Here is a 12870-nt window from a genome sequence, read left to right as displayed (position 1 = left end):
ATCACAGCAAATATTCGCGCAAGGTCCGCCATGCGGTCAATTTTTCAGCATAGGCAAGTGTGTAAGCCGGACTGCTGGATGGAAGCCTGACGATTTGATATCGCGCGGCATGCTCACCCAGGGCCCTCAAACCCAGCCGCGCAGCTATCCCACCATTGAAAGCAATGGCTGCTAAGCAAGGCAAGCGACCGATCAGCCCGATCAAATCATTCCCCGCTTGACGGCGGATTCGATGATCAAGACTGCCTTCGCGGTCAGCCTCCGCCACTACATCCCACAGGCCGACACCTGTTGCCAGCAGCGCTTGCAAGCGTGATGCGTAGTCGATCGGCACCTGATCCAGGCCGATTACATCGAATATCAACTTCCAGAAGCAATTTTGTGCGTTGCCGTAGTATTCCTGCCGCGCGAGCGAACGGTCGCCCGGCAGGCTTCCGAGCACGAGGAGGCGGGTCCGGTCATCGACAACAGGAGCGAAGCATCGCTTTCGTATGTGTTGGTCTTCGACGAGTCTGGTCATGCATCGGATTCTACCTGCAACCGCTAGTGCCGCGTCTGGGCAGCCGGCGCATGGCCGCGCATCCCGGGCGCGCCCGCCGCGCCGCCCAGCCCCTGCGAATCGGGAATCCGCGCCAGCGCGCTGTCCTGCTTGAACATGTGCTCTCGCTGTACCTCCAGGTCCAGCAGTTCGCGCTCGACATGCAACGCGGGATGGCGCTGCGCCGGCAGCGTGGCGAGCAGCTGCTGAACCATCGCCCGCAAGCGCCGCTCGATCTGCAGGCTGCCGGCGCCGCATTGACGGATCTCGCGAAAACACATGTGGACGTAGTCTTCCCAGTTCGGGGTACGCAGGATGAGGCGCGGCTGGCCGCTGCCGTCCCGGATCTTGTTATCGTGCAGCGCCCGCTTGCCGACCATGCCCAGCATGCGCTGCAGCTGGTCGATCACCAGCACCGCGGTAGTCGGGTCATTGATCGCCGCCGACAGCGCCTTGAGCGCAATGTCGACCTCGATCCGGAACGCGAACATCGGGTCCTGCTCCATCGTGCGCTCGGCGCCGAACGCCACCATGCCGCGCACGCGGTCATCAATGATGGCGCCGGCGTTCCCGTACACGTAGAACAAGGGCTCGTCCATGCCGACGAAATCGCCGACCTGGGGCGCGAACTCGAACACGCAGCCGGCCCGTTGCGCTGCGCCTGCCAGTCCGTCCAGATGCAGCGCCAGCACGATCGCCGACTTGCCCTTGTGGTAGATGACGCGCGTTGGCACATCCGGCAATCCATCGGCGTCGGCGGTCGGTTGCGGCCTGTGCGTGCGCGCCTGGCCAAGCAGCGCCGGATAAACCTGTTTGATCACTGCCATGCCCTGCTGCCCGACGCGCTGCACCAGGCTCACCGGGCGCAATGAACGCGCGCCATAGTCGATCAGCACGATGAAAGCAACCAGCGACGCCAGCCCAAAGATCGAGGCGAGGAAGACCTGTAACTGTGGCACCTCGCGCATCTGGCCCAGTTCGATGAGCGTCCGGTTGGCCCACAACATGCCGAACGCGAACAGCCCAACGATCAGCCGGATCACCCGGTCGCGCAGCAGCGTGGTGGCGATGACGCGCGGCGTGTACTGGCCGCTGGCGACCTGGATCGCCACCAGCATCGAGCCGAACGCGAACACCAGGCACGACAGGTTCAGCGTAAAAATCCGCTCGAGCAGCGAATGCGCCTCGGTCTCGTCGATCCCCCAGAAGCCGGTGCGCCGGTCATACACCCCGCCCGCCACCAGCCACGCGGCCAGCACTTCCGACAGCCGCTTGACCGCCATCGACACCACCACCGCGAGCACCGGGGCGACCCACAGCGCCGAGCGCAGGTAGCTGGCCAGGCTGTAGCGCCGGTTCCAGGGCATCATCGCGCCCCGCTATTGCATGAACCAGCCGTGCGACACGACCAGCGACTGCCCGGTCAGCGCATTGGACGGGAACGTGGCACAGAACAGCACCGCCTGCGCCACGTCCTCCACTGTGGTGAACTGGCCGTCGACAGTGTCCTTGAGCATAACGTTTTTGATCACGTCCTCTTCGCTGATGCCCAGTTCGCGCGCCTGCTCAGGAATCTGCTTGTCCACCAGCGGCGTGCGCACGTAGCCAGGCGCGATCAGGTTGGAGCGCACGTTGTGCTTCGCGCCCTCCTTGGCGACGACCTTGGCCAGTCCCTCCAGCCCGTGCTTGGCGGTGACATAGGCGCACTTGAGCGCCGAGGCTTCCTTCGAGTGGACCGAGCCGATGTAGATGATCGTGCCGCCGCGTCCGCTGCTGTACATGTGGCGCATGCAGGCACGCGTAGTCAGGAAAGCGCCGTCCAGGTGGATCGCCAGCATCTTCTTCCAGTCGGCCAGCGTATAGTCCACGATCGGGTTCACGATCTGGATGCCGGCATTGCTGACCAGGATGTCGACTCCGCCCCACTTGGCCGCCACCGCGTCCACGCCCGCGTTCACCTGTTCTTCATTGGCGACGTCCATCGCCACGCCCATGGCGTCGGTGCCCAGGGCGCTGATCGCCGCCGCCGCTTCTTCGGCCGCCGCGAGGTTCAGGTCGGCGATCGCCACTTTCGCTCCTTTGCGTCCGAACGTCAGCGCGATTTCGCGTCCGATGCCGCTGGCGGCACCGGTGACGATTGCGCTCTTCCCGTCGAGTTTCATGATGCCTCCCACGAAGAATGACAAGCCATCTTCGAGACGCTACCGGGCCAGGTCAATTGGACCAAGGTCCCGCCTGGCGTTGGCAGTTTGATCCGTCGGTGTAGAATCGTCGCGCTTCCCATCATCGACGCGAGAGATGCCATGGCACCCAATTCCGAACCGCGCAGCATCCACGTACTGCTGACCAGGTACGCCGAGAGCCACCGCCATCCAACCAATGAATGGATTCACATCGTGTGCGTGCCGGTCATCGTGTTCACCCTGCTCGGCATTTTGTGGTCGCTCCACCCGCTGGCGGCGCTGGCCGCAAGCGGGCTCGCCCTGGCCTACTACTGGAGGCTGTCGCGCCCGTTCGCGTTCGGCATGCTGGCGATGAGCGCCGTGATGCTGGCCCTGCTCGCGCTGATGCCGCCTTTGACCGTGCTGCCGGTGTCGCTGGCGATCTTCGTCGTGGCCTGGATCGGCCAGTTCATCGGCCACCAGATCGAAGGCAAAAAGCCGTCGTTCATGGAAGACCTGCGCTTCCTGCTGATCGGTCCACTGTTCGTGCTGGGCTTCCTGTACCGGCGCCTGCGCCTGGCCTACTGACGGGGTAACAGACGCTTACCTTGTTCGATATCGCCCCCGCGGCTTGGGCGTAAGCTTATTGGCGTGCGCCACGCGCACAGCACTTTGCCAATGGAGCATGCCATGAAAGCCGTTGCCAGCTTCGTCCTCGCGGGCCTCCTGGCCGGCTGCGCACTTCCGCAGCAGTCGGCCAGCGTCTACCCCTACTACCAAACACTTAACGAACAATCGATCCGCACGGGCACTGTCGAATCGGTGCGCAACGTTACCATCGAAACTCCCCCAACTGGCGTCGGCGCGGTGGGCGGCGCGGCGCTGGGCGGCGCGGCCGGCTCGGCCATCGGGGGCGGCTCCGGCCAGACGGCGGCGATTATCGCCGGCTTGCTCGCCGGCGGCCTGCTCGGCCAGCACATCGAATCGGGGGTCAACAACAGGCCGGGGCTTGAAATCACGGTCAGGCTCGATAGCGGCGAGCTGCGCGCCGTCACCCAGGCGGCCGATGAGATGTTTCGGCCGGGTGACCGCGTGCGCCTGGTCAGCAATGGTTACGTCACGCGCGTGACGCACTGAGCGCGCCCTGCGGGGCTTTGCGCAATGGCCATGTGTTAATGGACATGGCCAACAAGAAATCGTGAAAGCACGTATACTTTCACGATGCCATCTTCCGTCCTTTTTACTATCGCCTCCCTGATCTGGGGCTCCACTTTCTTCGCCATTACGCTGCAACTGGGCGACATTGCGCCCGCGGTCTCGGTGGTCTACCGCTTCGGCCTGGCCGCGGCGACCCTGTTCCTGTGGTGCCTGGTGCGTGGCGACCGCCTGCTGCTGCCATGGCGCACCCAGCGCTGGCTGATATTGCAGGGCTTTCTCACCTTTGGCGTTTCCTATGTCTGCACCTACAACGCCGAGCAATACCTGGTGTCGGCGCTGGTCGCGGTGCTGTTTGCACTGATGGTGTTCTGGACGCCGCTGTGCGCGCGTCTGGCCTTCGGCACGCCGGTTGCCCTGCGCACTCTGGGCGCCGGCGTGGGCGGGATCATCGGGGTGATCCTGCTGTTCTATCACTCGATCGGCGCGGCCATCCATGACTTGAAAAGCGGCGGCAGCGGAACGTTCCTGCTGGGCGTGCTGCTGGCGGTGGCCGCGTCCATCTCCAGCTCGGCCGGAGCAGTGGTAGTCGGCAAGGTGCGCGCGCAGTCGTCGAACCTGATGCTGACGACCGGCTGGTCGATGCTGTGGGGCACGCTGCTGGTCGCGGCCTGGGCGTTGCTGACCGGCCAGCACTTCGCGCTGCCGACGCGGCCAAGCTACTGGATGGGCCTGTTGTACCTGGCGATCTTCGGCTCGGTGATCGCGTTCATCTGCTATTTCACCTTGATTGCCCGGATCGGCTCGCAAAAGGCGGTCTACATCAGCGTGATCACGCCCGCCCTCTCGGTGCTGCTGTCGATCCGCCTCGAACACTACCGTCCCGGCCCCGCCGAATGGCTGGGCATGATCGTGTGCCTTGCCAGCGTGGCCTGGGCGCTGCGCACGCCCTCGGCCAAACCGGCTCCTTCCGCAAACTTGAACGAAGCACTGGAAACTCCATGACTTTTGACAACAAGCTTTCCATCCGCCCGGCCCAAGGGTCGGACGTCGCCCACATCCACGCCATGATCGTCGAGCTCGCCGTGTTCGAAAAGCTCGATCACATGGTGGTGGCGACCGAAGCCATGCTGCACGAGGGCCTGTTCGGCAGCAAGCCGGCGTGCGAGGCCATCATCGGCGAAGTGAACGGCGAGGTGGTCTCGTTCGCCCTGTTCTTCCATAACTTCTCGACCTTCCTGACCAAGAAGGGCCTGTACCTGGAAGACCTGTACGTGCGCCAGGCGCACCGCGGGAAAGGCTACGGCAGCCGGATGCTGAAACGGCTGGCGCAGATCGCCGTCGAGCGCAACTGCGGCCGCTTCGAATGGTCGGTGCTGGACTGGAACGAGCCGGCGATCAAGTTCTATCAAGCGATGGGCGCAGCCATCCTGCCCGACTGGCGCGTCTGCCGCGTGACCGGCGAGGCGCTGATCGCCCTGGCCGAGCGCTGATACTGCTAAGAGCCTGTTTACGACCATTTTCGGGGTCGCGAAAATGGTCGTAAACAGGCTCTCACAAAAGAAAAGCCCACGGTGCTCGGAAGTGCCGTGGGCGAACCCATTTATGTAAATGGGGAGGGGAGACTGGAGTCAACAGTCCGCACTACTGCGGTGAGATGAAAACCGGCTCTCCTGAATTGGTCACCTGTTTCAACACACCGTACGGTAATAATTACCTAATTGGAAAAACTTGGTTTGAGGTTGCTCAAGAGCGCGCTCACCATGTGGCGCAATTGAGTTATCACAAGCACAAGAGTGTCGCGTGAAAGACAATGGTCACTTTTGAAACAGGGACCAGCATCATGAAACTGAGCTTCAAACCGATCACCTCCAGGCTGTACAAGGCGTGGCTGCGGGTGCGTCTGGACAGCTACCAGCGCCACCTCCAGGTCATCGCGGCCCAGCGCGAAAACGACTTCCATGCAGAACGCATGTTGCACCGGGCAGTCTCGACCACCCGGGCCAAGCTGCAATCGCTATGAATGCCGGCCACGGGCCAGCGCCCATTCCGCCACCTCGAACACTCCCTGCACCAGCAGCGCCAGCAGCGCTGCGGGAATGGCGCCGGCGAGCAACATGTCGTTGTCGTTCAACGCCAGGCCGATCGTGATCCGCTCGCCATAGCCGCCGGCGCCGATGAAGGCCGCGATCGTGGCCGTGCCGACGCTGGCGACCGCGGCGGTCTTCACGCCCGCCAGGATGACCGGTCGCGCGAGCGGCAAGTCGACGTACAGCAGCCGCTGGCGCGCGCGCAGCCCGAGCGCAAGCGCCGCGGTGCGCAGGCCCGCCGGAACCTGCAGAATGCCGGTGCAGGTGTTGCGCACGATGGGCAGCAGGGCGTACACGAACAGCGCCACCATCGCCGGCACCGCGCCGATGCGGCCGACCAGCGGGATCAGGATCGCCAGCAGCGCCAGCGACGGCACCGTCTGCAGCATGCCGGCCAGCGCCAGCACCGGCTCGCGCAGGCGCGGCGCGAACGCCGCCAGCACCCCGAGCGGAATCCCGAATAGGCAGGCCAATGCCACCGACAGCAGCACCAATTCCACGTGCTGGCGCGTCAGCCGCCACAGGTCGGGGCCGAACAGCTTATCCAGCAGGCCGTCGCGCACGACCGCCTGGGCCTGTCCGTGCCGCGCCAGCCAATCATGCGCAACGCGCGCAAATCCCCTGCCCTCGATCTCCACCGCCGCGTTCATCGCGATCATATCGCTGGCCGAAATGGTTCCCTCCAGCCTGGAAATCGCGGCCCACGCAGCGGGGAAGCGGCGCGGCAAATCGAGCCGGTACAGCAGCACCGCGTCATAACGCGGAAAGTAGTGAAGGTCGTCGTCCAGCACGCGCAAGTCATACTGGCCGATCCTGGCGTCGGTCGAATAGACGTCGATGACGTCGACCTGGTGCTGGTTCAAGGCTTCGTAGGCGATGCCGTGGTCCAGGCCGCGCGGGCGCTGCGGCAGGGCGTAGCGGCGCGCCAGGCCCGGCCAGCCGTCGGCTCGGCCCAGGAATTCGTGCGACAGGCCCAGGCGCAGCTCGGGATGATGCGCAAGTTGCGAGACTTTTGACAACCGCGCATCGGAGCGCATCGCCAGCGCGTAGGAGTTGTTAAAGCCGAGCGGCACGCCGACTCCCAGGCCGAGCGGCGCGAGCGCGTCACGGATCTGCGCCAGCGTGGACGGCTGGTGGTTCTTCAGGATTTCGAGGTCGATCGTGCCCAGGTATTCGGGGTAGATGTCGATCTCGCCCGAGCGCAGCGCGGCGAGCACGATCGCGGTGTTGCCCAGGCCCTGGCGGTGCTCGGTTTTTGCGTACGGCGCGGCGGTCTGGGTGACGATCTCGCCCAGGATATAGGATTCGGTAAAGCGCTTGGAGCCGACGCGCAGGGTGTCGGCCTCTGCGGCGCTGGCCACGGTTATCGCCAGCAGCGCGATGATCCACAGCCTGCGCAGCACCGTGCGCGCCATCTCAGGATAGTGCTGCGGGAGCGCGCAGGATGCCGGCGTTGACCACCGCGCGGCAGGGATTGAACCCGATCGCGTAGGCCAGGTCGGCCGGGCGCTCGATGTCCCACAGCGCAAAGTCGGCGCGCTTGCCCACCTCGAGCGTGCCGAGCTCCGCCTGCAGGCCGAGCGCCCGTGCGGCGTTGACGGTGCAGCCGGCCAGCGCCTCCTGCGGCGTCATGCGCCACAGCGTGCAAGCCATGTTCATCGTCATCAGGATCGAAGTCAGCGGCGAGGTGCCGGGGTTGCAGTCGGTGGCCAGCGCCATCGGCACGCCGGCCTCGCGCAAGGCGGCGACCGGCGGCGCCACGGATTCGCGCAGGAAGTAGTAAGCGCCGGGCAGCAGCACGGCGGCCGTGCCGCTGGCCGCCATCGCGGCGATGCCTTGCGGCGTGACATGCTCCAGGTGGTCGGCGGACAGGCCGCCAAACCGCGCGACCAGCTCGGCGCCGCCCTGGTCCGACAGCTGCTCGGCGTGCAGCTTGACCGGCAGGCCCAGGCTGCGTGCGGCGGCGAACACGCGCTCGGTCTGGGCATTGGTAAAGCCGATCCGCTCGCAGAACGCGTCGACCGCGTCGGCCAGCCCTTCGCGCGCCAGCTGGGGCAGCATTCGCTCGCAAATCTCGTCGATGTAGTCGTCGGCGCGGCCGGCGAACTCCGGCGGCAGCGCATGCGCGCCCAGGAAGGTGGTCTTCACCCGCACCGGCAGTTCTTCGCCGATGCGGCGTGCCACGCGCAGCATCTTGGCTTCGGTCGCGGCTTCAAGCCCGTAGCCGGACTTGATCTCGAGCGTGGTCACCCCCTCCGCCAGCAGGCGGCGCACGCGCGGCAGGCTTTGGCGCAGCAGTTCGCCTTCGCTGGCGGCGCGGGTGGCGCGCACGGTCGACATGATGCCGCCGCCGCGCCGCGCGATGTCCTCGTAGGTGGTGCCCTGCAGGCGCGCCTCGAATTCGTCGCTGCGGTTGCCGGCGTGGACGATGTGGGTGTGGCAGTCGATCAGTCCGGGCGTGAGCCAGGCGCCGCCGCAGTCGTGCACTGTGCGCGCGCCAGTTGGTGCGTCGGCGCGTGCGCCGAGCCAGGCGATGCGCCCATCGGCCACCGCGATCGCGGCATCAACCAGCTCGCCGTAGCCGTCCACCATCGTGGCCAGCCGCAGGTTCGTGAACAGGGCATCAATCATAGAAGATGTCGACAATGAACAAGGTGGCCTGCGCCGCTTCCAGGGTCCAGGCGGTGACGCTGTCGAACGCGATCGCGTCAAAGCGCACCATGCCGATGCGCTCAGAATCGCTGCTCACGGCCAGGCTGTCGCCGTCGGCCAGGAACAGCACCGTGATGTCGCCGCCGGGGACAAACTCGGAACTGCCGGTCAGGCGCCGGCACCCGAACTTGTGGCGGCAGTGCTCGCGCCGGGTCATCACGTTGAAATCCAGTGACGGGCCGCGATTGAGCTTGGCGTAGACGCGCGACTCGCCCGCAAAATCGACCACCGGCTCGTCGTCGCATTGCAGGACGCGCTCGTTGCCGTCGATCGTCAGCGAAAGGCCGTGCCCCTCGACCAGCGCCAGGGTGCGGTCCACGCCGGGGAACAGCGAAAATGGCCCGTCCTCGGCAATCGTCGCCAGGCTGACGCGCCAGTCGAAATTGTCGAAACCGGCGTCGGGCGGCCCGATCGCGATCTGGGTCGTGCTGCCGCCGCCGTTCTTCCACGGTACGGCACAAAGTCCTGCAAACGGAATCAGTACGGTCATCAGTTCCCCTCCCGCAGTTGCTGGACGGTCTGCCGGTAGCGCTGCGCGATCGCGTCCTGCGCCATGTGGCGTCCGCCCTGCACCACCCAGCGCCCGCCGGCCAGCACGTCGCGCACCAGGTTGTCGTTGCCGCAGAAAACCAGTCGACCGAGGACGTCTGCGGCATCGACGCCTTCGAGGTTCGGTGAAGCGCAATCGAGCACCAAGAGGTCGGCACGGCACCCGGCTTCGAGCCGCCCGACGCGGCGCCCGGCGGCCTGCGCCCCGCCCTGCAGCGCCGCCTGCCACAGGAAGGCGCCGACGTCGCGCTGCGGACCAATGGTGGCGATGTTGCGGCGCTGGTGCGCGAGCCGCTGGCCGTATTCGAGCCAGCGCAGCTCCTCGATCGGGCTTTGCGAGACATGGCTGTCGCTGCCCACACCAATGCGCCCGCCCGCGGCGATGAACGGCGCCAGCGGAAACAGGCCGTCGCCCAAATTGGCCTCGGTAGTCGGGCACAGGCCGGCCACCGCGCCGCTCCTGGCCAGCGCCTGCAGCTCGGTTTCATCCAGGTGGGTGGCGTGCACCAGGCACCAGCGCGCATCGACCGGCACCTGCTCCATCAGGTACGCCACCGGACGCAGGCCGCTGTACGCGAGGCACTGCTCGACCTCCAGCTGCTGCTCGGCGATATGAATGTGCAGCGGCCTGTCCTGCCCGAGCCCGGCGGCCAGTTCGCGCACCTGCCCGCTTGATGCTGCGCGCAGCGAATGCGCGGCCGCGCCCACCTCGAACTGGCCGCTGCGCAGCGGTTCGAGCGCCTCGGCGATGTGCAGGACCTGGCCGCAGTCGGTGCGAAAACGCTTTTGTTCGGGCCGCAGCGGCTGCTCGCCGAATCCGGCGTAGCTGTACAGGACCGGCAGCATGGTCAGGCCCATGCCGCTTTCCTGGGCCGCAGCCGCCACCGACTCGGCGGTCTGCGCCGGCCGCGCGTACATGGCGCCGTGCTGGTCGCGCTGCAGGTAATGGAATTCGCATACCGAGGTGTAGCCGTGGCGCAGGCATTCGGCATACAGCTGCGCGGCGATCGCCTGGATCTGCTCGGGCGTGATCCGGTTGGCCATGCCGTACATCAGTTCGCGCCAGGTCCAGAAACTGTCCGGGCCGGGGCCGGCCTTCTCGGCCAGGCCCGCCAGCGCGCGCTGGAACGAGTGCGAATGCAGGTTGACCATGCCCGGCACCACGTACTCGGCGCGCGCCACCCCGATCGGCGGCGCGGAACGCTCGGCGACCAGGATCAGGTCGCCCTTGCCGTCCCACTCGAGCAGCACGTCGCGGCGCCAGCCATCGGGCAGCAGCGCATGCCGGGCGAACAGCGCGTTCATGCGCCCACCCAGTCGACAGCCGCCTCGATCATCCGGCGCAGCAGCGGCTGCACCTGGCACGCGGTGTCAGGCCGGTAGTCGAACGGCGGCGCCTCGTTCATGTACAGGCACTGGCACATCTCCAGCTGCAGCGCGTGCACATTGTCCTGGGGCCGCCCGTAATGGCGGGTGATGTAGCCGCCCTTGAAGCGGCCGTTGACGGCGATCGAATACCGCTCCTGCGCGCGCGCGACCTCCACCACCGCCGCCTGCATCGCCGGCGCGCACGACTTGCCGTCCGCGGTGCCGAAGTTCAGGTCCGGCAGCCGTCCTTCAAAAAAGCGCGGCACCTTGGACGCGATCGAATGCGCGTCCCACAGCACCACCCGGCCGTGCAGTGCCAGCAGGCGTTCGAGCTCCGCGCGCAGTTGGCCGTGGTAAGGCTGCCAGTAGCGCTCCAACCGCCGGCGCACCTCGTCCTGGTCCGGCGCCATGCCCGGCTGGTAGAGCGCGTCGCGGCCGAAGGTGTCGACCGGGCACAGCCCAGTCGTGTCCAGGCCCGGATACAGGTTCGTGTCTTCCGGCGGGCGGTTCAGGTCGATCACGTAGCGCGACCAGCGCGCGCTGATGGTCGACGCTCCCAGCTCGTCGAGGAAGCCGTACAGCTCGGCCAGGTGCCAGTCGGTGTCGCTCCTGGCCAGCGCGCACGGCGCCAGGCGCGCGGCGATGTCGTCGGGGATGTCGGTGCCCACGTGCGGCATCGATACCAGGATCGGGGCCTTGCCCGCCTTGAACCTGAACTCCATGTCGACTCCTCTGTTGGTGTTACTGGTGAAGCGCCGCGAACAGCTCCTTGCATGCGGCGGACAACTCGCCGTCCGCCACCATCCGGCGCGCCTGTTCGATGTCGGGCGCGAAGAAGCGGTCCTCGTCGAACGCCGGCACCCGCTCGCGCAGCAGCGCGTGAACGTGTTCCAGATGCGCGGAACTGGCCAGCGGGCGGTGGAATTCGATGCCCTGGGCCGCCGCCAGCAGCTCGATGCCGACGATAACAGCCGTATTGTGCGCCATTTGGTCCAGGCGGCGCGCAGCGAACGTAGCCATGCTGACGTGATCTTCCTGGTTGGCCGACGTCGGCAGGCTGTCGACGCTGGCCGGATGGGCCAGCGACTTGTTTTCCGACGCCAGCGCGGCCGCGGTGACGTGCGCGATCATGAAGCCGGAGTTGACCCCGGGCTCGCGCACCAGGAACGCCGGCAGGCCCGACAGGTTGGCGTCGATCAGCAGCGCGATGCGGCGCTCGGCCAGCGCGCCGATCTCGGCGATCGCCAGCGCCAGCGTGTCGGCCGCGAACGCGACCGGCTCGGCGTGGAAGTTCCCGCCCGAGACCACTTCGTGCGAATCGGCGAACACCAGCGGGTTGTCGGTGACCGCGTTGGCCTCGATGAGCAAGGTGCGCGAGGCGTTGGCGATCAAATCCATCACCGCGCCCATCACCTGCGGCTGGCAGCGCAGGCTGTACGGGTCCTGCACGCGCTCGTCCCCCACCAAGTGCGAAGCGCGAATGGCGCTGCCGGCCATCAGTTCTCGGTAAATGCCGGCTGCCGCGATCTGGCCGGGCTGGCCGCGCACCGCGTGCACACGCGGATCGAACGGCGCGTCGCTGCCGCGCGCGGCGTCGACCGACAGCGCGCCGGTGACCATCCCCGCTTCCAGCAGGCGCTCGGCCATGAACAGGCCGTGCAGCGCCAGCGCGGTCGAGACCTGGGTGCCGTTGATCAGCGCCAGCCCTTCCTTGGCGGCCAGCGTGACCGGCTCGATGCCGGCCGCGGCCAGCGCCTCGGTCGCATCAAGCAGCCGGCCGTCGACCCGCACCTGGCCAACCCCAAGCATGGCCAGCGTCATGTGCGCCAGCGGCGCCAGGTCGCCCGAGGCGCCCACCGAGCCCTGTGACGGAATGGCGGGCATAATCCCGGCGTTGTACAGCTTGAGGAGGGTCTCGACGATCAGCGGACGCACGCCGGAAAAGCCGCGCGCCAGGCTGCCGATCTTGGTCAACACGATCAGGCGCACGATCGGGTCCGGCAGCAGATCGCCGGTGCCCACCGCGTGCGACAGGATCAGGTTGCGCTGCAACTGCGCGAGCTGATCAAACGGAATGTGGCGCTTGGCGAGGATGCCGAAACCGGTGTTGATGCCGTAGGCCGGATCGCCGCGCTCGACGATCGCCTCGACCGCTGCGGCAGATGCTTCGATGTTGCGCCAGGCTTGCTGCGCGAGGGTCAGGGGCGTGCGCGTGGCCCACACCGCGCGCAGGTCGGAAAGCGAAAGTTCGCCCGGCCGCAGGGTCAGACTGGTATCGATAGTGCTCTTCATAACT

Annotated in this window: 14 protein-coding genes; 5 read left to right on the top strand and 9 right to left on the bottom strand. The window is 66.6% G+C overall.

The window, feature by feature from the left end; genetic code table 11:
• Window position 1: 1 nt before the first annotated feature.
• From E4O92_RS01275 to E4O92_RS01265, 3 genes are read right to left on the bottom strand one after another with little or no spacing between them, the layout of a single operon-like run.
• Window positions 2-520, bottom strand: a complete 519-nt coding sequence (locus E4O92_RS01275) for a DNA-deoxyinosine glycosylase (protein WP_135187929.1) — start codon at window positions 518-520, stop codon at window positions 2-4.
• A 23-nt stretch (window positions 521-543) separates the two neighbouring features.
• A complete protein-coding gene (locus tag E4O92_RS01270; RefSeq protein WP_229482880.1) occupies window positions 544-1908 on the bottom strand; it encodes a DUF2254 domain-containing protein in 1365 nt (454 codons plus the stop codon).
• 9 nt (window positions 1909-1917) lie between these two features.
• Complete coding sequence (locus E4O92_RS01265; protein ID WP_206076792.1) at window positions 1918-2703, bottom strand: 3-hydroxybutyrate dehydrogenase; 786 nt, start codon at window positions 2701-2703, stop codon at window positions 1918-1920.
• A gap of 138 nt (window positions 2704-2841) precedes the next feature.
• Between E4O92_RS01265 and E4O92_RS01260 the strand changes: the two genes are divergently transcribed.
• From E4O92_RS01260 to E4O92_RS01240, 5 genes are all read left to right on the top strand, one after another.
• Complete coding sequence (locus E4O92_RS01260; RefSeq protein WP_135187927.1) at window positions 2842-3288, top strand: Mpo1 family 2-hydroxy fatty acid dioxygenase; 447 nt, start codon at window positions 2842-2844, stop codon at window positions 3286-3288.
• Window positions 3289-3390: 102 nt separating this feature from the next.
• Window positions 3391-3837, top strand: coding sequence for an outer membrane lipoprotein (locus E4O92_RS01255; protein ID WP_135187926.1), 447 nt, complete (start codon window positions 3391-3393; stop codon window positions 3835-3837).
• An 84-nt stretch (window positions 3838-3921) separates the two neighbouring features.
• Window positions 3922-4860: a DMT family transporter gene (locus E4O92_RS01250; RefSeq protein WP_135187925.1), complete on the top strand. Its 939-nt coding sequence runs from the start codon at window positions 3922-3924 to the stop codon at window positions 4858-4860.
• Window positions 4857-5348, top strand: coding sequence for a GNAT family N-acetyltransferase (locus E4O92_RS01245; protein WP_135187924.1), 492 nt, complete (start codon window positions 4857-4859; stop codon window positions 5346-5348). Before E4O92_RS01250 ends, E4O92_RS01245 begins: the two co-directional genes overlap by 4 nt.
• A 350-nt stretch (window positions 5349-5698) precedes the next feature.
• Window positions 5699-5878, top strand: coding sequence for a hypothetical protein (locus E4O92_RS01240; RefSeq protein ID WP_135187923.1), 180 nt, complete (start codon window positions 5699-5701; stop codon window positions 5876-5878).
• On the opposite strand, the gene E4O92_RS01235 is transcribed toward E4O92_RS01240, so the two are convergent.
• From E4O92_RS01235 to hutH, 6 genes are read right to left on the bottom strand one after another with little or no spacing between them, the layout of a single operon-like run.
• Window positions 5873-7360, bottom strand: coding sequence for an ABC transporter permease/substrate-binding protein (locus E4O92_RS01235; RefSeq protein WP_135187922.1), 1488 nt, complete (start codon window positions 7358-7360; stop codon window positions 5873-5875). The genes E4O92_RS01240 and E4O92_RS01235 overlap by 6 nt on opposite strands.
• Before the next feature lies 1 nt (window position 7361).
• Window positions 7362-8576, bottom strand: coding sequence for an imidazolonepropionase (gene hutI, locus E4O92_RS01230; protein WP_135187921.1), 1215 nt, complete (start codon window positions 8574-8576; stop codon window positions 7362-7364).
• Window positions 8569-9147 carry a HutD/Ves family protein gene (locus E4O92_RS01225; protein WP_135187920.1) on the bottom strand — a complete coding sequence of 193 codons (579 nt, stop codon included), beginning with the start codon at window positions 9145-9147 and terminating at the stop codon, window positions 8569-8571. Before E4O92_RS01225 ends, hutI begins: the two co-directional genes overlap by 8 nt.
• Window positions 9147-10511: a formimidoylglutamate deiminase gene (locus tag E4O92_RS01220; protein WP_135187919.1), complete on the bottom strand. Its 1365-nt coding sequence runs from the start codon at window positions 10509-10511 to the stop codon at window positions 9147-9149. The genes E4O92_RS01225 and E4O92_RS01220 overlap by 1 nt, the downstream gene beginning before the upstream one ends.
• Entirely contained in the window at window positions 10508-11296 is a 789-nt protein-coding gene (hutG, locus tag E4O92_RS01215) for an N-formylglutamate deformylase (protein ID WP_135187918.1), read from the bottom strand. Before hutG ends, E4O92_RS01220 begins: the two co-directional genes overlap by 4 nt.
• Window positions 11297-11315: 19 nt before the next feature.
• Window positions 11316-12866 carry a histidine ammonia-lyase gene (gene hutH, locus E4O92_RS01210; RefSeq protein WP_135187917.1) on the bottom strand — a complete coding sequence of 517 codons (1551 nt, stop codon included), beginning with the start codon at window positions 12864-12866 and terminating at the stop codon, window positions 11316-11318.
• Window positions 12867-12870 lie beyond the last annotated feature (4 nt).

This window comes from Massilia horti (assembly GCF_004614195.1).
Taxonomy (GTDB): domain Bacteria; phylum Pseudomonadota; class Gammaproteobacteria; order Burkholderiales; family Burkholderiaceae_D; genus Telluria; species Telluria horti.
This window is presented reverse-complemented; position numbering and strand designations above follow the sequence as displayed.